Origin of the sequence: Rathayibacter sp. AY1E2 (assembly GCF_002932325.1) — a bacterium.
In the GTDB taxonomy this organism is placed as follows: domain Bacteria; phylum Actinomycetota; class Actinomycetes; order Actinomycetales; family Microbacteriaceae; genus Rathayibacter.
The window spans coordinates 162,769-186,069 of sequence record NZ_PSVO01000002.1 but is presented as its reverse complement, the minus strand read 5'-3'; the positions used below and the strand labels follow the sequence as shown (position 1 = coordinate 186,069).

Genomic DNA, 23,301 nt, shown 5'->3' with positions numbered 1-23,301 from the left:
GGGCGACGGACCGCATCATTATACGTGCGGCCCACCCTGGAGCCCCCTGGCTGGCGTGCCGGTGCGCGGCGCATGGCGGGTAGTCTTGCTCCCGCTCGCCGACTGAACGACACGAACGAGGTGTTCGCCATGCCCACGCAGCCTTCCGACGTCCCCCTGGACCCGGCGCCGCAGAGCGCTGGGGACCCCGCCCCCGTCCTCGGCGGCACGGGCGAGGACGCTCCTCCCGCGCCCGACCCGAGCCTCGAGTCGGCCGTCGGCGACGCCGCTCCCGCCGCCGTCCCGGCCGAGCCCGCCCGCACGTCCGGGGCTCCCATCGAGCCCCGTCTCGCCGAGCCCGAGTCCCCGGACGAGGAGCTCGCCCGCCTGCGCGCGCAGGTCGACTCCCTCCTCAACGACCCCTTCGACGAGTGGGTCGAGCGGATCCAGGTGGGCGGAGTGACCGCCTCCGGCTTCGAGCGCACCCTCTCCTGGCGGGTGACGAAGCCGCTCCGCCTGGTGCGCACCTTCCAGATCCGCGTCGAGCAGCTCGGGCTGTCGGGCGCCGTCGGCCACAGCGCGCGCTTCGTGAAGCGCCGCCTGTACGGCCGGGCGCGATGAGCGACCGGTCGCAGGCCGCGGCCGCCGGCTCGGCCGCCGCGCGCGCCCACCGCACGGAGGCGATGCTGCAGCGCCTGGAGCAGATCGGCGCGCTCCTCTTCGACGAGGAGCGCCGCGCCTCGCTGCGCACCCGCGGGCCCGGCCCGTACCTCGACGAGGTGGCCCGCGAGATCCGCTCGCGCCAGGACGACGAGCTGACCTGGGTCGCGCTGGTGTCGTTCACGGCCGCGTATCCTACGAGCGAGCTGTTCGACTGGTTCCGCCGCGCCCTCGAGCTCGCCCCCGAGGAGGCGGCGCTGCGCATCTTCCTCGAGGCGGGCTCCCGCACCGCGACCGGGTTCGCCGATCTGGACGCCCGCGTCGAGGTCGTCACCGGGGCCGTCCTGATCGACGTCGACTTCCCCGCCCGCCACGGGCACAACACCGGCGTCCAGCGGGTCGTGCGCCAGACCGTGTCCCGCTGGGACGCCGAGCACGAGATCGTCCCGGTCGCCTGGGTCCACGGATCGATGTCCTTCCGGCGCCTGAGCGCGATCGAGCACGAGCGCGTCGTCGACTGGTCCTCCGCCGGGCGGCGCGACTGGGAGCACGGCGATCCGGAGCGCATCGAGTTCGTCGTGCCCTACCGCAGCGTCGTCGTCATCCCCTCGGTGCCCGACTACAACCAGTGCGGGCCCCTCGCGGCCCTCGCCGAGTACTCCGGCAACGAGGTCGTCGTCCTCGGCCACGACGCGATCCCCGTCGTCAGCGCCGACACGGTGCCGCCGGAGGAGACGGTGCGCTTCGTCAACTTCCTCTCCGTGGTCAAGCACGCCGAGCGCGTCGCCACGGTGAGCGCCGCGGCCGCGCTGGAGTTCGAGGGCTTCGTGCGAGCGCTCCCCGCTCAGGGCCTCACCGGCCCGACCGTCGTCCCGGTCCCGCTGCCCGTGGAGCTCCCGGACGGCCTGCGCTCCGAGGGGCGGAGCGCGTCCGGCCTGCCGCTCGTGCTCTGCGTCGGCAGCCAGGAGCCCCGCAAGAACCATCTCGCGGTGCTGCACGCCGCCGAGGTCCTCTGGCGCGAGGGCCTGCGCTTCCGCGTCCGCTTCATCGGCGGGGCCAACCCCTGGGCGCACCAGGTCTTCGATCCCCGCGTGCGCGAGCTGGTCGCCGCCGGACGCCCGGTCGAGGTGCTCCGCGGAGCCGACGACGACGTCCTGATCGCGAGCTACCGGGAGGCGCTGTTCCTGGCGTTCCCGTCGCTGCACGAGGGGTACGGCCTGCCGGTCGCCGAGGCGCTGTCGATCGGGCTGCCCGTGCTGACCTCGCGCTACGGCAGCACGGCGCAGATCGCCGAGCACGGCGGATGCGTCCTGATCGACCCGGAGTCCGACGAGGAGATCACCGACGGCATTCGCCGCCTGCTGACGTCGCCGGAGCTCGTCGACGAGCTCCGCCTCGAGGCGGCAGAGCGGCCCGAGCGCACCTGGGACGACTACGCCCGGGAGCTGTGGGCCGCCCTGATCGGCCCCTCGGCCCTCATCGAGCACGAGGAGGCGCCCCGTGCGCTCTAAGCAGTACCTGGTCGACCGTCTCGCCACCCTGGTGCGCACCCTGGCCCCCGCCGTGGAGCCGCTGGGCAGCGTCGACGCCCTCACGGGACAGCTGAGCGTTCTGCTGCCCGCCCCCACCGACCGCGAGGTCTGGCTGGTGCTCGCCGTCCTCCGCGGCACGCTCCCGCGCCGGGAGGACGTCGTCGACGGCCGCCGCCGGGCCCGGCTGGACGGCACGGCCGGTCTGCTCACCCACGCCGCGTCCACCATCGCCTCGAACCGGGTCTTCGCCCGCTTCCACCACCCCGAGGTCGAGGTGGTCGTCGGCGCGGTCGTCGTCGACGTTCACCACACCGCGCGCACGGGACTGGCCACGGGCATCCAGCGCGTGGTGCGCCAGAGCCTCGTCCGCTGGACGCGCGACCACGAGATCCTGCTCGCCGGCTGGGACTCGACCCACGAGTCGCTCGTCATGCTCACCCCGGAGCAGAGCCGGAACGCCGTCTCGGGCGACGTGCCCGACGCCGCGGAGGACCGCTCCCGCGTGATCGTCCCGTGGCAGGGCACCTACCTCCTGCCCGAGCTCGCCGTGGAGGACGAGCGGACGTCGCGCGTCTCCGCTCTGGCCGAGTTCAGCGGCAACCGCACGGGCACCATCGGCTTCGACTGCGTGCCGGTCACCACCGCCGAGACGGCGAGCACCGGCATCAGCGCCGCCTTCTCGCGCACGCTCGTCGCCGTGTCGCACATGGACCGCATCGCGACCATCTCCGAGGCGGCCGCGACCGAGTACTCCGGCTGGCGCCACATGCTCGGCAGCGTCGGGATGCAGGGGCCGGACATCCGGCCGATCCTGCTGCCCTCGCAGCCGGAGAGCGTCTCGGACGAGGAGCTGGCCACCGCCGCGCGCTCGCTGGTGACCGGTGACCTCCCGCTCGTCGTCTGCGTCGGCAGCCACGAGCCGCGGAAGAACCACCTGGCGGTGCTCCAGGCCGCCGAGCTGCTCTGGCGCCGGGGCGTGCGCTTCAGCCTGGTCTTCATCGGCGGCAACGCCTGGAGCAGCGCCGAGTTCGAGTACCGACTCGAGGTCCTCGAGGGCCAGGGCCGTCCGGTCCGCTCGCTCTCCAAGATCACCGACGCGCTGCTCTGGAGCGCTTACCGCCTGGCCCGGTGCACCGTGTTCCCCTCGATCAACGAGGGCTACGGTCTCCCGATCGTGGAGTCGATCTCGGTCGGCACCCCGGTCGTGACCTCCGGATTCGGCAGCATGCACGAGGTCTCCGCCTCGGGCGGCGCACTGTTCGTCGATCCGCACGACGACCACGACATCGCCGCGGCCCTCGAGCGGCTGCTGACCGACGACGAGCTGCACGCGCGGCTCTCGGCGGAGGCGCTCGCGATCGACGGCGGCACCTGGGACGAGTACGCCGCCCGCGTCTGGTCGTACCTCGTCGAGGGCGAGGGCGTCGACGAGCGGGGCCGGGCCGAGCAGTCGGACGCGACCGCCTAGGCGTCCTCGACCCACCGCGTGCAGAAGGCCCCCGCTCCAGGAGCGGGGGCCTTCTGCACGCGGTGGGCGCGGCTCAGTCGGAGCGGCGCGCCAGCTCGAGGTCGTTCTCGACCATGCGGGCGACGATCTCCTCGAAGCCGACGGTCGGCGCCCAGCCGAGCACTTCGCGGGCCCGGGAGGCGTCCCCGCGCATCTCGGGGGCGTCCACGGGGCGCGCGAACCGCGGGTCGATCGTGACCCGCTGCTCCCAGTCGTCGATGCCGGCCGCGGTGAAGGCGGCACGGACGAAGTCACGGACCGAGTGCGCGACTCCGGTCGCCACGACGTAGTCGCCCGCCTCCTCGGCGCGCGAGGCGCGCACGAGGGCGTCCACGTAGTCGGGAGCCCAGCCCCAGTCGCGGCGCGCGTCGAGATTGCCGAGCGAGAGCTCCGACTCGGCGCCCGTCGCGATCGCCGCGACTCCGGCGGTGATCTTGCGGGTGACGAAGCCGAGCGGCCGACGCGGCGACTCGTGGTTGTAGAGGATGCCGGACGAGGCGTGGAGCCCTCGGCCGCGGTAGACCGCGACGAGGTGGTGCGCGAACGCCTTCGCGGCTCCGTAAGGGGAGACGGGGCGGATCGGGGTCCGCTCGGTCTGCGGGTTCTCGGTCGCGGCCCCGAAGATCTCGGAGGACGAGGCCTGGACGAAGCGGACCTCCCGGCCAGCCGACTCCTGGAGCGCCAGCGAGGCCTCCAGGAGCGCGGCGACCGCGGTGCCGGTCACCTCGGCCGTGAGCACGGGCTCCTTCCACGAGAGCGCGACGGAGGAGAGGCCGGCGAGGTGGAAGACCGTGTCCGGCTGCGCCTCCGCGACGATGCGGCCGAGGCCGGAGGCGTCGCGGAGATCGCCCTCGAAGGGGCGGACGGCGGCGGGAAGAGCGGCGTCGTCGGTCCCGCGCACGAGCGCGGAGACCTCCCAGCCGTCGGCGAGCAGGCGCTCGACGAGGTAGCCCCCGTCCTGACCGCTCGCTCCGGTGACGAGAGCGGCAGGCATGACTACTTGATCAGCGCGGACTGCTCGGCGAGGTCGTTCTCGACCATCATCGCCACGAGCTCGGGGAACGAGACCTTCGGCTCCCAGCCGAGGACGTCGCGCGCCTTCGCCGGGTCGCCGATCAGCAGGTCCACCTCGGCGGGACGCATGAACGCGGGGTTCTGGGTCACGTACGGAGTCCAGTCCTCGATGCCGACGTGGTTGAAGGCGATGTCGAGGTACTCGCGGATCTCGTGGGTCTCGCCGGTCGCGACCACGTAGTCGTCGCCCTCGGGCTGCTGCAGCATGCGCCACATCGCGTCGACGTAGTCGCCGGCGAAGCCCCAGTCGCGCTTCGCGTCGAGGTTGCCGAGCTCCAGCGTCTCCTGGAGGCCGAGCTTGATGCGGGCGACCGCGAGGCTGATCTTGCGGGTGACGAACTCCGGGCCGCGGCGGGGCGACTCGTGGTTGAAGAGGATGCCGGAGGAGGCGTGCATGCCGTACGACTCGCGGTAGTTGATCGTCATGTAGTGGCCGAAGACCTTGGCCACGCCGTAGGGCGAGCGCGGCCAGAGCAACGTCTCCTCGCTCTGCGGGACCTGCTGGACCTTGCCGAACATCTCGGAGGAGGAGGCCTGGTAGAACTTCACGCGCGACATGTCGGAGCCGGCGTAGAGGCGGGTCGCCTCGAGGATGTTGAGCACGCCCTTGCCGGTCACATCGGTGGTGAGCGACGCGTTCTCCCACGAGTAGGCGACGAACGAGATCGCACCGAGGTTGTAGACCTCGTCGGGCTGGGCGGCGGCGAGCACGCGCACGAGGCTCGACACGTCGGTCAGGTCGCCGGTGAGCAGGGTCACCTCGGGCACGGTGCGGCGGACCAGCTCGTACTTGGGGTTGTTCTGCCCGCGGACGAGCCCGAAGACCTCGTAGCCCTTCGAGAGGAGGAGCTCGGCGAGGTAGAGGCCGTCCTGGCCGGTGATTCCGGTGATCAAAGCGCGGGGCACGTGGTGGTCCAATTCGTCGGGGTCGATGACAGCGGGACACATACTACCCACGGGCACGGCCGGGCGCCGGGAGCGATGCGGCCCGCCGGTATCCTGGCCGGGCTTCGGACCGATTGGACGCCATGCCGGAACTCCGCCCCGTCACGCTCGCCGTGCTCACCGTCGACCCGGGCGGGATGGGCGGCGGCGAGACCTACGCGCGCGCGCTCACGCGCCTCCTTGCGCCGCGGCCGGGGGAGGAGGGGCCCGCCGTGCAGGTGCTCGTCCCCGAGAACGCGCGCGGCTTCAGCGAGGGCGTGCCCGAGGTCGTGGCCGAGGGGGTCGTCAGCGGTGCGGGCCACCGCCGCCGGGCCGTGGGGATGCTCCAGGCCCTCCTGCGCACGCCGCGCCTGCGCCGGCGCCTCGGCCGGGAGGCGGTGCTCTACTTCCCGTTCACGGTCCCGCTCCCGTGGCCGTCGCGGCGGCAGGGGCACGTGCAGATGCTGTTCGACCTGCAGCACCGCGACCTCCCGCACCTCTTCCCCCGCGTCGAGCGCGTCTTCCGCCGACTCGCCTACGAGGCGACCGCTCGCCGCGCCGACGCGGTCATCACCATCAGCGCCTTCACCAAGGGGCGGATCGTCGAGCTGCTGGGCATCCCGGAGGAGCGGGTCCACGTGTCGCATCTCGGCGTGGACACCCGGCGCTTCGTCGCGAATCTGGGGACACGGGAGGACTTCGTCTTCTACCCGGCGCGCGCCTGGCCGCACAAGAACCACGCCCGCCTGTTCGAGGCGGTGCGCCTGCTGCGGGAGGAGGGGCACGCCCTCCGACTCGTGCTGACCGGAGGGGATCTGGACCGCCTCGGCCCGCTGCCGGACTTCGTCGAGTGGCGCGGCCACGTCACTCCGGAGGAGCTCGCCGACCTCTACCGCCGAGCCGCGGTGCTGGCGTTCCCGAGCCTCTACGAGGGCTTCGGCCTCCCGCCCATCGAGGCGATGGCGTCGGGATGCCCGGTCGCCGCGTCCGACGCGGGCTCGCTCCCGGAGATCTGCGGGGACGCCGCGGTCTACGTCGATCCGCTCGAGCCGCGCTCGATCGCGGACGGGATCCTCGAGGCGATCGAGCGGACCGGCGAGCTCGGCCCGCTCGGCGTCGAGCGCGCCCGGTCCTTCAGCTGGGAGCGCTGCCGGGAGGAGCACCTCGCCGTGCTCCGCCAGGTGGCGCGGCGGCGCGGGTGCTGAGGAGTCCGGTCAGTCCCGCGGGTGCAGGAGCCGACGCCAGCTCAGTCCTTGAGCCGCGCGCATCGCGCAGAGCACCACGAGCAGCCAGCCGGCGTCGAGCAGGATCGAGCTCTCGGCCAGCGCAGTGACCATCAGCACGGTCAGCACCAGCACCGGCCAGACATGCACGACCGCCTTGCGCTCGGAGGCGATCAGCCAGGAGCGCCAGAGCGCGAGGCCGATCAGCACGACGAAGAGGACAACCCCGACCGCGCCGACCTGCAGGGCCACGTCGAAGAGCGCGTTGAGGCTCGACGAGTGCGGGCGGCCCGAGAGGTAGTCGATGGCGGTGAAGGGGTAGAGGTCGGGCCGCCAGTAGCCCACCCAGCCCCAGCCGACGATCGGAGCGAGGTCCGTGAAGCGCCAGACCTGCTGCCAGAGCCGCAGCCGGAACTCGAACTCGCTGCCCGCGTTCAGCAGCTCGATCACCCGGTAGCGCAGGAGCCACACGGTGAGGGAGGCCGCGGCGGCGACGCCGAGCACCGCGAACTGCCGCCGACGGCGGTGGGTGCCGTCGCCGTGGCGCACCCAGCGCAGAGCGAGGGCGACGACGACGGCCACGGCGAGCACGCCCGCGCTCACGGCCGAGCGCGTGAAGAGGAGGGTGACCGCGGCGAGGGCGATCGAGGCGACGGCCGGCCCGCGGGCGACGGAGCGGGTCATCAGCTCCACCGAGAACGTCACGATCGCCAGCAGGCAGACCAGCCCGAGCTGGTTGCGCGTGCCGACGAGTCCCTGGATCGGCCCGCCGACCGCGAGCAGGCCCTCCACGCCGAGGAAGCGCAGCGGCTGGTCGATCAGCACCCCCGAGAGCACCTCCACGGCCAGCGAGGCGATCAGCACGACCCGCAGCACGTCGCCGACCGAGCGGATGATCTGGATGATGTCGCGCGTGAGGCCGATCGCGATCGCCAGGAACGCCAGGGCGAACTGGTAGACGACGCTCGAGACCGTGGCCCAGGTGTAGTCGCTCCACAGTACGCTGAGCGCGATCCAGCCGAGGAATACCAGGATGCTCGTGGGCAGCAGGCCCTCCCAGTCGAGCCGCCCGCGCCGCAGGACGAGCATGACCGCGGCGAGGGCGGTGAGCGTGGCGACGGCGGCGATGTAGCCGGGCCAGCCGATGAGCCCGCGGACCGCCGGGGCGCAGAGGACGGTGACGAGAGTGGTCTGCGCGAGGGCCGCCGCGAACTGCGGGGACGCCGTCGCGTCGGCGACGGAGGCGGGGAGCGAGGGGCGGCGGGGCCTCATCGCCTCGGTGAGGCGTCGGCGAGGGGGAGCGGGGTCGCGGCGAGGACCTCGGGCGTCTCGGTCGCAGGCCGCTTGGTCTGCACCGCGAAGAGGACGAGGAGCAGCCAGCCTCCCTCGATCAGGATCCGGCTCTCGAACAGCGACTGCGCCAGGAGGGCGACCACGATCAGCAGCGGAGCGAGGCTGACGGCCGTGTAGGGGAGGGTCGAGGTCGCGTCGCGCCGCGGGCGGTCGACCGCGCGGAACCAGGAGCGCCACAGCGTCGAGACGGCGAGCGCCGCGAAGAGGACGAGGCCGACCGCCCCCAGCTGGAGGGCGACGTCGAGCCAGGCGTCGTGGGCCTGCAGGTAGAGCACGCCCTTGCGCTCGGCGAGGGTGTCGAACGGGGCGGCCCAGGGAGCCCAGTAGCTGACCCAGCCCCAGCCGAGGACCGGGCGCTGCAGCGTGAGCGCGATCACCGAGTCCCAGATGTCGAGGCGGCCCGTGGCGTCCTCGCTCTTGCCGAGCAGGCCGAGGAGGGCGCCCCAGCCCGCGGCGCCTCCGACGACGGCGGCCACCGCCAGCCCCGCGGCGGTCAGGTAGACGGGACGGCGGCGGGACTCGCCCCTCCGGCGAGCCCAGAGCGCGAACGCGGCCGCGAGGACGACGGCGACGAGGCAGAGCAGGACTGTCGCCGAGCGGGTGAGCAGGAGGGTCGCGACGAACAGGGCGACCCAGACCGCCCCCCAGCGGCGCCGGACCGAGTGGGCCGCCAGCTCGATCGCGATCACGATCAGGCCGAGCAGGGCCAGGAAGCCGAGGAGGTTGCGGTTGCCGACGATCCCCTGGACGGGCTCGCCGGTGAAGAGGGCGGCCTGCGACCAGTAGAAGGCGTCGGGCGTCGGTCCGTCGGCGGGAGGCTCGACGCCGAACGGCAGGACGGGCTGCCGCACGACGACCGCGATCACGAGCTCGAAGAGGAGCGAGAGGCCGACGGAGAGGCGCAGGGCCCGTCCGAGAGCCGTGAGCAGCTCCCGGCTGCTCAGCGTGACGGCGAGGACGACGCCGCCGAGCGTCGTCGCGAGCTGCGCCGTGACTCCGATCGCGCTCGCTCCCGGATAGGCGGACCACAGCAGCGAGAGCACCGCGAGCCCGAGGAAGAGGACCAGCGACTTCGGCGTGCGGGCCCAGCGCGGGCGGAGGCGGGCGCGGACGAGCACGGCGATCGACGCGCCCAGGAGCAGCGCGACGACGACGCCCCAGCCCCACCATCCGGCGAGGTTCCGCAGCGACTGGCCGGCCAGCAGCACGGCCAGCACCGCCACCGCGAGCGCTCGGGGAGCGGCGGGGGCGGCGCGTCGGATCATGGCGACCAGTCTAGGGAGCGTGGGCGGCACGGCGGCGTGCCGGGCGCGCCGCCGCACCCTCCCCGGCCGGGGCGCGCCCTCGGGGAAGACGGCTTGGACGGGAGGCTCAGACGAACGCAGCGGTGCCGGTGATCGAGCGGCCGACGATCAGCGTGTTCATCTCGCGGGTGCCCTCGTAGGAGTAGAGGGCCTCCGCGTCGGCGAAGAAGCGGGCGACGCCGTAGTCGAGGACGATGCCGTTGCCGCCCATCACCTCGCGGCACCAGGCGACGGTCTCGCGCATCCGGGCCGTCGCGTAGGCTTTCGCGAGGGCGGAGTGCTCGTCACGCTGCTCGCCGGCGTCGAGCATCTCGGACACGCGGGTCGCCAGGGCGATGCTGGCCGTGATGTTGCCGATGCTCTTGACCAGGAGGTCCTGCACCAGCTGGTGCCCGACGAGCGGCTTGCCGAACTGCACGCGCTCCTTCGCGTAGCGCAGCGCCGCGTCGTAAGCGCCGATCGCGACGCCGATGGCCTGCCAGGCGACCTCGGCACGGGTGAGCCGGAGCACCTTCGCGGTGTCGCGGAACGAGTTCGCGCCCTGCAGGCGCAGCGACTCCGGGACGCGGACGCCCTCGAGCACGATGTCGGCGTTCTGCACCGTGCGCAGGCTCTGCTTGCGCGCGATGGCGGTGGCGCGGTAGCCCGGCGTCGAGGTGGGGACGAGGAAGCCCTTCACCTGGCCGTCCTCCGCGTCCTTCGCCCAGATCACGGTCACGTCGCTGAAGGTCGCGTTGCCGATCCAGCGCTTCTCGCCGTCGAGGATCCAGTCGTCGCCGTCCCGGCGGGCGGTGGTGCGCAGGCCCTGGGCGGAGTCGGAGCCGGAGTGCGGCTCGGTGAGGCCGAAGGCGCCGACGACCTCGCCCGAGGCGAGCTTCGGCAGCCACTCGGCGCGCTGCTCCTCGGAGCCGGCGACGCCGACCGTGCCCATCACCAGGCCGTTCTGCACGCCGACGTAGGTCGCGATGCCCGCGTCCACCCGGCCCAGCTCGAGTGCCACCCAGCCGCGGAACACGGCGGAGTTCTCGATCGCGCGGGTCTCGGGCCAGGAGAGGCCGATGACGCCGGTGGCGTGGATCCCGGGGATCAGCTGCCGCGGGAACTCCGCGCGCTCCCAGTACTCGTCGGCGATCGGCCGCACCTGCTCCTCGAGGAACGCGCGGACGCCGACCAGCAGCTCCTTCTCGGCGGGCGTGAGCGCCGCCTCGAACCCGTAGAAGTCGGCCCCCAGGGTCTCGAAGGTCGTGCTGTCCATGCTCTGTGCTCCCTCGCTCGTCGGATGCGGCACGGCGACCGCTCCGACGGCGACAGTGCTGCGACCCCCAGCGTACGAAGCGCGCCTGCGAGTGCCGCGTCCGCTGGCGGAGAGCACCAACAGGCGGGGCCTCCTCCCGGGCCCGCGTTGTGGATCCTGCTAGCGTCGCAGCGGAGCGGCCCCGGCGCGTCCGGCTGAGCGGCTCGGACCCACCCCTCGGACGGAAGGCCAGCGCTCCCGTGTTCATCCCGATCGGCAACACCCCCCGCGACTACGCCTGGGGCTCGCTCACCGGCATCTCTGAGGCCCTCGGCACCGCGCCCTCCGGCGCCCCCGAGGCCGAGCTCTGGCTCGGCGCGCACCCGGGCTCGCCCGCGCGCATCCTCGACCCCGCCTCGGTCGGCGCCGGCACGCTCGCCGAGTGGATCGCCGATCACCCCGAGGCGGCGCTCGCCGGAGTGGTGGGGTCGGTCGATCCGGTCTCGGGCGCTCCCCGTCTGCCGTTCCTGCTCAAGATCCTCGCGGCGGGCGGGCCGCTGTCGCTCCAGGCCCACCCCTCGTCCGAGCGGGCCCGGCGCCGGTTCGTCGAGGAGGAGGAGGCCGGCATCCCCCGCGACGCCGCCGATCGCAACTACAAGGACCCGTTCCACAAGCCCGAGCTGATCTACGCGCTCAGCGAGACCTTCGACGCGCTCTGCGGCTTCCGTGAGCCGGCGGACGCCCGGGCGCTGCTCGCCGAGCTGGCCGGGCGCGCCCCGGCGGAGGAGGCGGCCGCGATCGCGCGGTTCGCCCGGACGCTCGAGGGCGAGCCCTCGGAGGTCCTCCGCGGCGCCGTGTCGTGGCTGCTCGCCGACGGCGACCGTGCCGAGGTCGCCGCGCTGGTGTCCGCGGTCGTCGCGGCGTCCGCGGGCGACGACCGCCTCGAGACGACCACGGTCCGGGACCTGGCCGAGAGCTACCCGGGCGACGCCGGAATCGTGCTCTCGCTCCTGCTCAACCGCGTCCGCCTCGCCCGCGGCGAGGTGCTCTACCTGCCCGCAGGCAACATCCACGCCTACCTCGCGGGCACGGGCGTGGAGCTGATGGCCGCCTCCGACAACGTGCTGCGCGGGGGCCTCACGCCCAAGCACATCGACGTGCCCGAGCTGGTGAGCGTGCTCGAGTTCTCGCCGCTGCCCGTGCCCTACCTCCCGGCCGAGCAGGCCGGATCGGGTGTGCGCGTCTACCGTCCGGACGTCCCCGACTTCGTGCTCGCCGTCGTGGAGCCGGAGTCGGAGGAGCCGGCCCGCGTCGCCCTGCACGGACCCGCCATCGCGATCGCGACCGAGGGCTCGTTCTCGCTCGAGGGCGCCGAGGGCTCGGTCCGCGTCGAGCGCGGCGGCAGTGTGTTCGTGACGCCGTCGGAGGGCGCCCTCGCCGTCACCGGACGGGGCAGGCTCTTCGTCGCGACGGTCTGACCCCTCCAACGACCCGGCCGCTCAGGCGGCGAAGGTGCGGCGGTAGGCCGCCGGCGTGGTCCGCAGGACGCGCGTGAAGTGGTGGCGCATCACCGCGGCCGTGCCGAAGCCGACCCGCGCGGCGACCGCCTCGAGGGTCAGCTCCGTCTCCTCCAGCAGCACCTGCGCCCGGAGGAGGCGCTGGCGGGTGAGCCAGGCGAGCGGAGTCGTGCCGAGGTCGGCCCGGAAGCGGCGCGCGAAGGTGCGGGGGGCCATCAGGGCCCGACGGGCCAGCGCCTCGATCGAGAGGTCCTCGTCGAGGTGCTCCAGCATCCACTCGGTGACCTCGGCCAGCGAGTCCGCGCGCGCCTCGGGAACGGGGGTCCGCAGGTACTGCGCCTGCCCGCCGTGGCGCTGCGGGGGCACGACCATCCGCCGGGCGACGACGCTCGCCGCCGTCGCGCCCAGCTCCTCGCGCACCACGTGCAGCGCCGCGTCGATGCCGGCCGCGGTGCCCGCGCTCGTCACGATGCGCCCCTCCTGCACGTAGAGGACCTCGGGGTCCACCGTGACGGAGGGGAAGCGCCGGGCGAGCTCGGCGGCGTGCATCCAGTGGGTGGTCGCGCGCCGGTCGTCGAGCAGGCCCGCCTGCGCCAGGGTGAAGGCCCCGCTGCAGACGCTGAGGATCCACGCGCCGCGCTCGTGAGCCTCGCGGAGGAGGTCGAGGACCCGCTCGTCGGCGGGCCCGCGGCCGTGGGCGGGGACGGCGATCAGGTCCGCGTCCCGGGCCGCGTCGAGACCATCGGCGATCAGCAGGTCGAATCCGAGGCTCGTCCGGACGCGGCCCGGATCGGGAGTGGCGATCCGGAAGTCGAGGGCGGGCCCTCCGTCGGCGCCGCGGTCGATCCCGAACACCTCGCAGACGACCCCGAACTCGAACGGCGCGAGGCCGGGCAGGGCGAGGAGGGCGACGGAGCGGAGCACGGCGGCAGGATATCGCGACCCGTCGTCATCCGGCCGATCCGCGCCGTCGATCCCCGCCGCTAGGGTGTCTTCCGGCACGCGGAGTCGCGGGCCCGCACCGAGGAGGATCTACATGGCATGGCTGGTCACCGGGGGAGCCGGGTACATCGGGGCGCACGTGGTGCGCGCGTTCTCGGAGCAGGGCATCGACCCCGTCGTCCTCGACGACCTCTCCTCGGGGCACGCGTCGTTCGTGCCCGAGGGCGTCCCGTTCCACCAGGGCTCGATCCTCGACGAGGCCCTGCTCGACCGCGTGCTCGCCGAGCACGACATCGAGGGCGTCGTCCACGTCGCCGGGTTCAAGTACGCCGGAGTCTCGGTGCAGCGCCCCCTGCACACGTACGAGCAGAACGTCACCGGCACCATGCGCGTGCTGGCGGCGATGGAGCGCGCCGGGGTCTCCTCGATCGTCTTCTCCTCGAGCGCTGCCGTCTACGGCGCGGTCGACGTCGAGATCGTCACCGAGGACACCCCCAAGAGCCCGGAGTCGCCCTACGGCGAGTCGAAGCTGATCGGTGAGTGGCTGCTCGCGGACGCGGGGCGGGCGCACGGCGTCCGGCACGCCTCCCTGCGCTACTTCAACGTCGTCGGGTCCGGCTACCCGGACGTCTACGACACCAGCCCCCACAACCTCTTCCCCCTCGTCTTCGAGGCTCTGCTGGACGGCCGCACGCCCCGGATCAACGGCGACGACTACCCGACGCCGGACGGCACCTGCGTCCGCGACTACATCCACGTCGCCGACCTGGCGCTCGCGCACGTCGCCGCGGCGCGCCGCCTGGCCGCCGGCGAGCCGATCGACCCGGTCTACAACCTGGGCAGCGGATCCGGGGCCTCCGTCGGGGAGATCATGCGCGCGATCGCCGACAGCACCGGCATCGCCTTCACGCCCGAGGTCGCCCCGCGGCGGCCGGGCGATCCGCCCCGCATCGTCGCCTCCGGCGCGACAGCGGCCCGCGACCTGGGCTGGGAGATGCGGCACACGGTCGCCGAGATGGTGGAGAGCGCCTGGCGCGCACGGAGCGCCGCGACCGCCTGACCGGATCTCACGTTCGCGACACGCCGGTGTGTCGTGAACCCTCCACGGCGGGTTGAGGGTTTATGGTCCGCGACTTGACCTGAGCGAATGACACCGCTGTAATTACCTAGGCAGCGGCTCCGGGAGGAGCGGCCGCCGATCATCGGTTCGCAGGCGGGGTAGGAGACGGCATGACGCTTCCGGAACAGCACTCCGGAGTCCCCGAGGACTGGTTCGTCGATCCGGTCCGTCTGGGCGTGCCCGGGGTCCGACCCGGGATCGACACCGCGACCGAGGCGCCGGGGGGCGCGCTCTCCTGGCAGGTCGACTCGCTGTGCGCGCAGACCGATCCCGAGGCCTTCTTCCCCGAGAAGGGCGGCTCGACCCGCGACGCCAAGAAGATCTGCACCTCGTGCGAGGTCCGGGCCCAGTGCCTCGAGTACGCGCTCGAGAACGACGAGCGGTTCGGCATCTGGGGCGGCCTCTCCGAGCGCGAGCGCCGGAAGCTGCGCCGCCGGGCCTAGTCCCCTCCTCGCCGCGACCCGACCGACGGGGCGGCGAGCCGCAGGCGGGCGGCGCGGCGGCATCGCTTAGGGTGGTCCGCGATGTATCCACGAGTCACCGCCGTCCTCGTCGCGCGCAACGGCGCGGCCTATCTGGAACGAACCCTCGCGGCCCTGCGGGCGCAGACCCGTCAGCCCGACGCGACGGTGTTCGTCGACGGAGGCTCGAAGGACACGACCGACGAGCTCCTCGCGTCCTGGGGTCCGACGCAGCTCGTGCAGGTCGCCGAGCACCTCCCCTTCGGCCAGGCCGTGGCCCGCGCTGTCCGTGTGATGCAGCCGCCGGCCGGAGAGGACGAGTGGCTGTGGCTGCTCGCGCAGGACTCCGCCCCCGAGCCCGGCGCCCTCGCGGCGCTGCTGGGAGCCGTCGAGGTCGCCCCCTCCGTCGCGGTCGCCGGCCCCAAGATCATGGACTGGACGCGCTCCGGCTACATCCGCAGCTACGGCGAGTCGATCACCAAGCACGGCACGACCGTCCACCTCGTCGAGGACGAGCTCGACCAGGGCCAGCACGACTCCACGCCCGACGTCCTGGCCGTCGCTGCCGGCGGCATGCTCGTGCGCCACTCCCTCTGGGAGGAGCTCGGCGGCTTCGACCCCGGCCTGCCGGTCGTCGACGACGCGCTCGACTTCTCGATCCGCACCCGGCTCGCCGGGCACAGGGTCAGCCGCGTGCCGGACGCCCGCGTCACCACCGCCCGCATCGGGCTGCAGCGCCCCGACGGCCGCCGCATCGACAGCGGGGAGCGGCGCCGCGCGCGCCAGCACCGCACCGCGCAGCTGCACCGCCGGCTCGCCTACGCGCCCGTCGCGCTCCTCCTCCTGCACTGGCTCTCGCTCGTCCCGCTGGCGATCGGCCGCGCGGTCGTGCGCCTGCTGCGCAAGCAGCCCGGGCTGGTCGGAGGGGAGCTGCTGGCGGCCCTCGTCGTCGCCTTCGGGGGGACGAAGGTGCTGCGGGCCCGCACCGTTCTCCGCTCGTCGAAGAACGTGGGCTGGAAGGCGATCGCGCCGCTCCGCATCCCGCTGGACGTGGTGCGGCAGCTGCGCTCGGTGCGCCACGACGCCGTGCGCGTGCAGGCCGGGCGGGACCGCCATCCGCTGCACTTCTTCCAGGGCGGGGGAGTGTGGGTCGTCCTCGTCGCCGCGCTCGCCGGCCTGGTGGTCTACACGCCGCTCCTCGCTGCTCCCGCGCTCAGCGGCGGTGGTCTGCTGACGCTCTCGCCGACTGTCGGCGAGCTGTGGCGCAACGCGGCCTACGGCTGGCGCGACCTCGGCTCGGGGTTCATCGGCGCTGCGGACCCGTTCGCCTCCGTCCTCGCCGTGCTCGGCTCGCTGACCTTCTGGTCGCCCAGCTACTCGATGGTGCTGCTCTACCTCGTCGCGCTCCCCGCTGCCGCCCTCGGCGCCTGGCTGATGATCGCCCGGCTCACCCCGCGCGCGACCGCCCGCGCCGCCGGAGCCCTCGTCTACATCCTCGCTCCCGCCTTCTTCGCCGCGCAGGCCGACGGGCGCCCCGCCCCGCTGCTGGTGCACGTGCTGCTGCCCTGGCTCTTCTTCGCCGGGTTCGGCGCGTACCGCTCCTGGTCCGCCTCCGCGAGCGCCTCGATCCTGGCCGCGGCCGTCGTGGCGTGCGCGCCGGTGCTGGCCGTGCCGCTCCTGGTGATCTGGCTCGTCGTCGTCGCCACCTCGGGGCGGCGGATCGGCCGCTTCCTCGGCCTGCCGATCCCCGCGGCCGTCCTGCTCTTCCCGCTGGTGGTCGCCCGCGCACCGCGGGGCGACTGGCTCGGCGTCCTCGCGGATCCGGGCGTCCCGCTGCCCTCCGCGCAGTCGGACCTCGTCGCGCTGCTCGCCGGCTTCCCGGCCGGTCTGCCCGACGGATGGCTCGCGTTCCTCGGCGGTCTGGGGATCGGCGCCTCCGCCGCCCCGCTGGTCACGGCCGTGCTCGTCGTGCCGCTGATCGTCGCGGCGCTGGCCGCCCTCCTCCTCCCGAACAACCTCTCGGCCCTCGGCGGCGTCGGCGTCGCGGCGGCGGGTCTCATGACCGCCTCGCTCGCCCAGGGTGTGCAGGTGGCGACCACCGGCTCCGAGGCGGTCTCCGTCTGGAGCGGCACCGGTCTCAGCCTCTACTGGCTCGGCCTGGTGATCGGCGCGTCGCTCTCGCTCGCCGCCGTGCGCTCCGTGCGCGTGGTGCCGGCGCTCGTCGTCACGGCCGCGGCGGCAGCACTGGTCGGTCCGCTCGCGGTGGCCTTCCCGACCGGCGCCGGCACGTCGGTGTCGACCACGTCGGACCGCTCGCTCCCCGCCTACGTGGCGGCCGAGGCCCGGAACGACCCGCGGGTGGGCACGATCGTGCTCGTCCCGCAGGCGGACGGCGGCGTCCTCGCCCGGCTGGAGCGCGGAGCGGGCGCGACCCTCGACCAGCAGTCGACCCTCGCGAACACCGGCGCCGAGAGCACGGACGCGATCGACGAGCTGGCGGGCAACCTCGTCTCGCGGACGGGCTACGACGTCCCCTCCGCGCTCGAGAGCCTCGGCGTGCGCTTCGTCGTGCTGACCGAGCCGGCCGGCACCCAGGTCGGCGACGCGGCCGCCGCCGTGCGCGCGCGGGCGGCCGTCTCCCTCGACGGCAACGCGGCGTTCTCGGCCGTCGGCGACACCCGCTACGGGCTCCTCTGGACGGCCGTCGACACGGAGGGGACCCGCACCGAGGCCGCTCCGTCCGGCGTGGTCGGACCCTTCGGGATCGCCTACACGATCGCCCTCCTCCTCGTCTTCGTCGTCGCCCTCCTGCTGGCGGTGCCCACCGGGCTCTCCCTCGAGCGGGGCCGCTCCAGCGGCGCGGTCGCCGGGATCGACGACGAGCCGGGCGAGGCCACCGGCCAGTTCGACGACGGGAACGACGATGTCTGACCCCGCCGACCAGGAGAAGCAGATGCCCGAGTCCTCCGCCCGCCGCTCCCGCGCGGAGCGCCGCGCCGATCGCGCCGCGGCCTCGACGCCCGATCGCGCACCCTCGGCCGCCCGTCGGCGCCGGACTGCCCTGCGCGGTGCGGTGGGCGCGGCCGGAGTCGTGATCGCCGCGGCTGCCGTGGTCGTGCCCCAGCTCCTCCCGTCCCCCCTGGTCTCGAGCGCCGCGGAGGGCGTCGTCGTGACGCCCGTCGCGGCCGACAGTTCGCTGGTCTGCGGCGGCGATCTGATCGACGCCGGAGAGCCGGAGCAGCTGCGCGCCCTCGACGGCGCGGCGACCGCGGTCCGGCCCGAGGGCTCCACCTCGGACCCCACGGTCCTCGACGAGGACGACGTCGCCGCACCGGGCACCGGCATCACCGGTCTGAGCGTGCCCGCGGGCTCCGACCCCGCTCCCGGTGGAGCCACCGTCCAGGCCATCGGCACGGACACCCTCTCCGGACTGTCCGCCCGCGCCTGCGCCGAGCCCTCGGCCGACAGCTGGCTCGTGGCCGGCTCGACCGACGTCGGGCGCACCTCCGTGCTGATCCTGGCGAACCCGAGCGAGGTCGCCTCCACCGTCGACCTCACGCTCTTCTCCGAGACCGGCACCGTCCAGGCCACCGGCGCCACGGGCATCGTCGTTCCGGCCGGAGCGGTCCGCGCCCTCCCGCTCGCGGGGCTCGCCCCCGGGGTCGTCCAGCCCGTCGTGCACGTGACCGCACGGGGCGGCGAGGTCGCCGCGAGCATCCAGAGCAGCGCCATCTCCGGCCTCACCCCGGAGGGCGTCGAGACCACCGGCCCCTCCGCCGGCCCGGACACGCTCGCCGTGATCGCCGGCTTCACCGTCACGTCGCCTCCGGCCGAGACCGCGAGCGACGACGGCAGCGGCGGCGCGGGCAGCCCCGTGCTGCGCATCCTCACCCCCGGCGACGCCGACAGCACGGTCTCGGTCGAGGTCACCAACGAGGACCCGAGCGGGTCGGGCGCCTCCACCCAGGTCGTCGTCCCCGCCGGCCTCGTCGGCGAGGTCCCGCTCACGGGCCTGGCGGACGGCTCCTACCGCATCGTCCTTCGGGCCGATCAGCCGATCGTCGCGGCGGGGCGGACGACCTCGACCGGCTCGGCCGGCACGGACTTCGCCTGGTTCGCCTCCGGCACCGCGACCACGACGCCCTTCGGCGTCGCCGGCACGGGCGAGGGCGACGTGCGGCTGCACCTGGTCAACGGCAGCGACTCGACCGCCTCGGTCGAGATCGAGGCGCCGGGCGGCACCCGCACGCTCGAGCTCGGCCCGTTCGCGGCTCTCGCGACCCCGCTGGACGGCGACGGCGCGATCGTCAGCAGCACCCAGCCGGTGCAGGCCTCGGTCTCGATCGCGCGCGACGGGCGGATCGCCTCGTACACGATCGTCCCGCCGGGACCGCTCTCCTCGCCGATCACGGTCTACTCGCACTGAGACGCGGGGCGGCGGCGCCTCGGCGGTGCCGGCGCCTCAGAGCTGCCGGCGCCTCAGGGGTGCCGGTAGCGGTCCGGGGAGATGTCCCACGGGTCGCGGCCGAGCAGCTCCGCGACGGCGCGGAACACGTAGCTCTCGATCAGCATGCGCTGGTGCCACTCGTCGCGGCGGTGCAGCTTCGCCAGGCGCTCGATCGGCACGCGGTAGAGCGTGATGCGGCGCGCGGCGTGGTCGACGCGCCACCGGGCGATGCCCGTGCCCTGCAGCCGGTCGGGGTCGACGTCGGGAGTCGCCGCGACGTCGACGCGGATGCCGGCGAGCTCCTCCGGCCAGGTGCCGCGCAGGTAGTCGAAGGCCGAGCCGATCGTCGCCTCGAAGAAGTCGGAGCGGGTCTGCAGCAGGGGGAGGTGCGGACCGGTGATCGGCCCTCGTGCGCCGCGGCCGTGCCGGTCGCGGGAGCCTCCGCGCGACCCGCTCGTCGGGCGAGCGGCGGAACGACGAGCACGGGGCATGGCTCCAGCCTATTGCTACTGTGGGCGGCGATGACCGGACGGCACTGCTCGCGGACGGGCTGCCGTGCGCAGGCCGTCGTCACGCTGACCTACGACTACCGCGACTCGCTGGTGGCGGTCGGGCCGCTGAGTCCTGCGCCGGATCCGCACGGCTACGACCTCTGCGCCGAGCACGACCGGCGGCTCCTCGTTCCGCGCGGCTGGGATACCGTCCGCTACGGCGCGGGGCCCGCCTAGGCCGCTGCCGCGCGCGTCAGGGCCGCTCGGGGAAGCCGCGCGGAGTGCTCGAGAGCACGGGGGCCAGCCGCTCGAGCCGCTGGTCGGACAGGAGCAGGGCGCGCTCCTCCCGTGCCCGGCGGAGTGCGGCCACGGCGAGGAGGAAGTCCTCCGCGGGCGCGGCGGGCAGCGGGGAGACGTGGACGGCGGTCTCGTCGGCCAGCGCGGCGGCGAGCTGCGAGCGCGAGGGCTCCGTCATGCCGTGGCGCTGGCGGAGGAACTGCGCCAGTCGGCGCGCCAGGGCGTCGGGGAGGCGCGCGGTGTCCGCCGTGACGGCCCAGCCCCGCAGCGGCTCCGGGATCTCGACGACCAGCGGCTCCGCGCGGGGAACGCGCTCGAGCTGGCTGTGCGTGCCCGCGAGGACGTCGCCGAGACGGCGCGATCGGCGCGAGAGGAGGCCGACGACCGCGGCGAGCCCGCCGAAGGTCATCAGGATCTCGAGGACACCGGTGAGGCCGCGCACGAGGGCGTGCCGGAAGCCGATGGAACCGCCGTCGTCGCGGACGACGCGAGCGCCGACGGTGAGCTTCCCGAGCGAGCGGCCGCGACTGGCCGTCTCGACGGTGACCGGCACGATCACCACGGCGATGACGAGGGCCGCGATCGCCACGGCGGCCGAGGCGGCGGGGTCCAGGCCGCCGTCCCCGGAGAGGGAGGAGACCAGGAGGAACAGGCCCAGCGCGAGCAGGAGCTCCGCGATCAGGTCGATGATCGCGCCGACCGCGCGGAGCACGAACGAGGTGACGGGCACCTCGAGCGCGATCGCCTCGCCGGTGATCAGGTCGGCGGCGTCGAACTCGGTGCGCTGCTCCTCCACGGTGCTCCTCCCGGATGCTCGGCCTCGGCGGCGTGCCTGGCTATCCTGTCAGGAGATGGACATCGACGCTCTCTCGGCCGCCCGCGCGGCGCAGTGGACCCGCCTCGACGAGCTCTCGCGCAGGCGCCGCCTGACCGGAGCCGAGGCGGACGAGCTGATCGAGCGCTACCAGGCGGCATCCGCGGACCTCGCCACGATCTCCTCCACCGCCGGATCGACGGCCGTCGGCACGCGGCTCGCCGTCTCGCTCTCGCGGGCTCGGGGACGCCTGACCGGCACGCGAGACGAGCCGCTCGCCGCGGTCTCCCGCTTCGTCGTCCTCTCGCTCCCGGCCGCTCTGCACCGGCTGCGCTGGCTGACGCTCGCCGTCGCCCTCGCGACCGCGGTGGTGGCGACGCTCTACGCGCTCTGGATCCTCGGCGACCCGCGCCTGCTCGCCGCGCTGGGCGACGACGAGGAGCTGCGGCGCTTCGCCCGAGGCGACTTCATCGACTACTACTCCGAGAACCCCGCCGCCTCGTTCGCCGGGCAGGTCTGGACCAACAACGCCTGGATCGCGGCGCAGTGCGTGGCCTTCGGGATCGTCGGCGTCTACGTGCCGTACATCCTGCTGCAGAACGCGCAGAACCTCGGCACGTCGATCGCGGTGATGTTCCATGTGGGGGAGGGCGACACGTTCTTCCTGTACATCGCGCCGCACGGACAGCTCGAGCTGACGGCCGTGTTCGTCGCCGCGGCCGCGGGCCTGCGGATCTTCTGGGCCTGGATCGCTCCCGGCGCGCGCACCCGCGGCCAGGCGCTCGCCGAGGACGCGCGGAGCCTGTTCACGGTGGCGATCGGCCTGGTCTTCGTGCTGCTCGTCTCGGGCGTGATCGAGGGGTTCGTCACTCCGGCACCCTGGCCCTGGTGGCTCAAGATCGGGATCGGGGCGCTCGCCCTCGGCGCGTTCCTCTTCTACATGATCGTCGTCGGCGGGCGCGCGGTGCGGGCGGGGGAGACGGGCGACCTCGACCGGTTCGAGGCCGGGTCGCGGAGCATCGCGGCCGGCTGAGCCGAGCCGGACGAGCGCGGCCGTCGGAGCGGGGCCGTCGATCAGCGCTCCCGGGACCGACGACGGCCCCTCTCGCAGGTCAGAGCCGTCCGGCCGCCTTGAGCGCGAGGTAGCGGTCCGCGAGCGCCGGCGGGAGCGCGGAGGGGCTGCCGAGCACGACGTCCCCGCCGAGACGGCGGACGGCGGCCGAGAGCCGGTCGACGTCCGCGAGCGAGCGCTCCGCGGCGGCGGCGGAGTAGACCGCGGCCCGGTCGCTCCGGTCCTCCGCCATCCGCTGCAGCTCGGGGTCGAGCGCGCAGGCGACCACGACCGTGTGCACGCGGGTGAGCTGCGGGAGCACCGCGAGGAGCCCCTCCGCCGAGCCGACCGAGTCGAGCGCGGTGAGGAGGACCACCAGCGAGCGCTGGGAGGCCAGGGTGCGCACCTGCGCGGGGACCGCCGCCCAGTCGGTCTCGATGAGCTGGGGCTGCACGGGGGCGAGTGCGTCCACGACGCGGGTCAGCACCTCCGTGCCGGTCGCGCCGTGCACGCGGGCTCGCCGGGTGCGGTCGAACGCGAGCACGTCGACCCGGTCGCCGGCCGAGGCCGCGAGGGCCGCCAGGAGGAGTGACGCCTCGATCGCCGTGTCCAGGCGCGGCTCGTCCTCGATCCGGGCGGCGGACGTGCGGCCCGTGTCGAGCACGACGATCACGCGCCGGTCGCGCTCCGGGCGCCAGGTGCGGACGACCGGCTCCCGGCGCCGCGCGGTCGCCCGCCAGTCGAGCGAGCGGACGTCGTCGCCGCGGACGTACTCGCGCAGGCTGTCGAACTCCGTTCCCTGCCCGCGGATCATCACGCTGGTCCGCCCCTCCAGCTCGCGCAGCCGCGCCAGGCGCGAGGGCAGGTGGCGACGGGAGCGGAAGGCGGGCAGCACCCGGACGACGGCCGGCGCGGCCCGCGTCGCCTGGCGGCCGGCCAGGCCGAGCGGCCCGCGGGAGCGGATGGTGACGTGGAGTGCCCGGCGCTCGCCGCGGCGCAGCGGCTCCAGGACCGTGGTCACCGCGCGGCGCTCGCCCGGCGGCAGACGCAGGGGCGACCGGGTCTCGAGGGCGCCGGCCGAGGGCTCCCAGGCGTCGCGGAGGACCCCCGTGATCCTCCTGCGGCCGGTGCTCGTGACCAGGAGGGTCGCCTCGGCCCGCTCGCCGAGCCGCACCCGGTCCGGCACCCGCCGCTCGAGCACCACGGCCCGGGGCGAGCCCGCGACCGCGACGTCGATCCCGACGAGGACCGCCCAGGCCAGGAGCCAGAGGCCGAGCACGGCGAAGGCGACCTCGGGGCGGCCGCCCAGGAGGACGACCGGCACCAGGCCGACGAGGAGGACGAGGACGCTGCGTCCGGTGAGGTGCACGG

20 protein-coding genes are annotated in these 23,301 nt (G+C 74.2%); 11 read left to right on the top strand and 9 right to left on the bottom strand.

Annotated elements, in window-relative coordinates; translation table 11 throughout:
- Positions 1 to 129: 129 nt before the first annotated feature.
- From C5C49_RS02905 to C5C49_RS02895, 3 genes are read left to right on the top strand one after another with little or no spacing between them, the layout of a single operon-like run.
- Entirely contained in the window at positions 130 to 600 is a 471-nt protein-coding gene (locus C5C49_RS02905) for a hypothetical protein (protein WP_104345375.1), read from the top strand.
- On the top strand, positions 597 to 2,150 hold the full coding sequence (locus tag C5C49_RS02900; RefSeq protein WP_104345374.1) for a glycosyltransferase: 1,554 nt from the start codon (positions 597 to 599) through the stop codon (positions 2,148 to 2,150). The genes C5C49_RS02905 and C5C49_RS02900 overlap by 4 nt, the downstream gene beginning before the upstream one ends.
- The gene (locus C5C49_RS02895) at positions 2,140 to 3,639 is read left to right on the top strand and encodes a glycosyltransferase family 1 protein (protein ID WP_104345373.1); all 1,500 of its coding nucleotides are present in this window, start codon (positions 2,140 to 2,142) and stop codon (positions 3,637 to 3,639) included. Before C5C49_RS02900 ends, C5C49_RS02895 begins: the two co-directional genes overlap by 11 nt.
- A 73-nt stretch (positions 3,640 to 3,712) precedes the next feature.
- Here C5C49_RS02895 and C5C49_RS02890 read toward each other — a convergent pair whose 3' ends face one another.
- Both C5C49_RS02890 and C5C49_RS02885 read right to left on the bottom strand, forming a co-directional pair.
- Positions 3,713 to 4,672, bottom strand: coding sequence for a GDP-mannose 4,6-dehydratase (locus C5C49_RS02890; protein WP_104345372.1), 960 nt, complete (start codon positions 4,670 to 4,672; stop codon positions 3,713 to 3,715).
- 2 nt (positions 4,673 to 4,674) lie between these two features.
- On the bottom strand, positions 4,675 to 5,658 hold the full coding sequence (locus C5C49_RS02885) for a GDP-mannose 4,6-dehydratase (RefSeq protein WP_104275317.1): 984 nt from the start codon (positions 5,656 to 5,658) through the stop codon (positions 4,675 to 4,677).
- A 122-nt stretch (positions 5,659 to 5,780) separates the two neighbouring features.
- Between C5C49_RS02885 and C5C49_RS02880 the strand changes: the two genes are divergently transcribed.
- Entirely contained in the window at positions 5,781 to 6,881 is a 1,101-nt protein-coding gene (locus tag C5C49_RS02880) for a glycosyltransferase family 1 protein (RefSeq protein ID WP_104345371.1), read from the top strand.
- A 9-nt stretch (positions 6,882 to 6,890) separates the two neighbouring features.
- On the opposite strand, the gene C5C49_RS02875 is transcribed toward C5C49_RS02880, so the two are convergent.
- The 3 genes from C5C49_RS02875 to C5C49_RS02865 form a co-directional block, all read right to left on the bottom strand.
- Positions 6,891 to 8,171 (bottom strand): O-antigen ligase, encoded by a 1,281-nt coding sequence (locus tag C5C49_RS02875; RefSeq protein ID WP_104325375.1) that lies wholly within the window; start codon positions 8,169 to 8,171, stop codon positions 6,891 to 6,893.
- Positions 8,168 to 9,517, bottom strand: a complete 1,350-nt coding sequence (locus tag C5C49_RS02870; protein WP_104345370.1) for an O-antigen ligase — start codon at positions 9,515 to 9,517, stop codon at positions 8,168 to 8,170. The genes C5C49_RS02875 and C5C49_RS02870 overlap by 4 nt, the downstream gene beginning before the upstream one ends.
- 106 nt (positions 9,518 to 9,623) lie before the next feature.
- Entirely contained in the window at positions 9,624 to 10,811 is a 1,188-nt protein-coding gene (locus C5C49_RS02865; RefSeq protein WP_104255244.1) for an acyl-CoA dehydrogenase family protein, read from the bottom strand.
- 239 nt (positions 10,812 to 11,050) lie between these two features.
- Between C5C49_RS02865 and manA the strand changes: the two genes are divergently transcribed.
- Positions 11,051 to 12,268: a mannose-6-phosphate isomerase, class I gene (gene manA, locus C5C49_RS02860; RefSeq protein WP_104345369.1), complete on the top strand. Its 1,218-nt coding sequence runs from the start codon at positions 11,051 to 11,053 to the stop codon at positions 12,266 to 12,268.
- A 21-nt stretch (positions 12,269 to 12,289) separates the two neighbouring features.
- On the opposite strand, the gene C5C49_RS02855 is transcribed toward manA, so the two are convergent.
- Positions 12,290 to 13,231, bottom strand: coding sequence for a GlxA family transcriptional regulator (locus C5C49_RS02855; RefSeq protein ID WP_104345368.1), 942 nt, complete (start codon positions 13,229 to 13,231; stop codon positions 12,290 to 12,292).
- 112 nt (positions 13,232 to 13,343) lie between these two features.
- Here C5C49_RS02855 and galE point away from each other — a divergent pair, with 112 nt between their 5' ends.
- From galE to C5C49_RS02835, 4 genes are all read left to right on the top strand, one after another.
- Positions 13,344 to 14,309 carry a UDP-glucose 4-epimerase GalE gene (galE, locus tag C5C49_RS02850; protein ID WP_104232806.1) on the top strand — a complete coding sequence of 322 codons (966 nt, stop codon included), beginning with the start codon at positions 13,344 to 13,346 and terminating at the stop codon, positions 14,307 to 14,309.
- Positions 14,310 to 14,479: 170 nt separating this feature from the next.
- Positions 14,480 to 14,812: a WhiB family transcriptional regulator gene (locus C5C49_RS02845; RefSeq protein WP_104224145.1), complete on the top strand. Its 333-nt coding sequence runs from the start codon at positions 14,480 to 14,482 to the stop codon at positions 14,810 to 14,812.
- An 81-nt stretch (positions 14,813 to 14,893) separates the two neighbouring features.
- A complete protein-coding gene (locus tag C5C49_RS02840) occupies positions 14,894 to 17,761 on the top strand; it encodes a glycosyltransferase family 2 protein (RefSeq protein ID WP_104345367.1) in 2,868 nt (955 codons plus the stop codon).
- The gene (locus C5C49_RS02835) at positions 17,754 to 19,256 is read left to right on the top strand and encodes a DUF5719 family protein (RefSeq protein ID WP_146084824.1); all 1,503 of its coding nucleotides are present in this window, start codon (positions 17,754 to 17,756) and stop codon (positions 19,254 to 19,256) included. Before C5C49_RS02840 ends, C5C49_RS02835 begins: the two co-directional genes overlap by 8 nt.
- A gap of 53 nt (positions 19,257 to 19,309) precedes the next feature.
- On the opposite strand, the gene C5C49_RS02830 is transcribed toward C5C49_RS02835, so the two are convergent.
- Positions 19,310 to 19,768, bottom strand: a complete 459-nt coding sequence (locus C5C49_RS02830) for a metallopeptidase family protein (RefSeq protein ID WP_104224142.1) — start codon at positions 19,766 to 19,768, stop codon at positions 19,310 to 19,312.
- A gap of 30 nt (positions 19,769 to 19,798) precedes the next feature.
- Between C5C49_RS02830 and C5C49_RS02825 the strand changes: the two genes are divergently transcribed.
- The gene (locus tag C5C49_RS02825) at positions 19,799 to 20,005 is read left to right on the top strand and encodes a DUF3499 family protein (protein WP_104345365.1); all 207 of its coding nucleotides are present in this window, start codon (positions 19,799 to 19,801) and stop codon (positions 20,003 to 20,005) included.
- 16 nt (positions 20,006 to 20,021) lie between these two features.
- Here the strand turns inward: C5C49_RS02825 and C5C49_RS02820 are convergent, their stop codons facing one another.
- Complete coding sequence (locus tag C5C49_RS02820; RefSeq protein WP_258068358.1) at positions 20,022 to 20,861, bottom strand: RDD family protein; 840 nt, start codon at positions 20,859 to 20,861, stop codon at positions 20,022 to 20,024.
- A gap of 55 nt (positions 20,862 to 20,916) precedes the next feature.
- Here C5C49_RS02820 and C5C49_RS02815 point away from each other — a divergent pair, with 55 nt between their 5' ends.
- Complete coding sequence (locus C5C49_RS02815) at positions 20,917 to 21,912, top strand: stage II sporulation protein M (RefSeq protein ID WP_104232803.1); 996 nt, start codon at positions 20,917 to 20,919, stop codon at positions 21,910 to 21,912.
- A 79-nt stretch (positions 21,913 to 21,991) separates the two neighbouring features.
- Here the strand turns inward: C5C49_RS02815 and C5C49_RS02810 are convergent, their stop codons facing one another.
- Complete coding sequence (locus C5C49_RS02810) at positions 21,992 to 23,299, bottom strand: DUF58 domain-containing protein (RefSeq protein WP_104294946.1); 1,308 nt, start codon at positions 23,297 to 23,299, stop codon at positions 21,992 to 21,994.
- Positions 23,300 to 23,301: the final 2 nt, after the last annotated feature.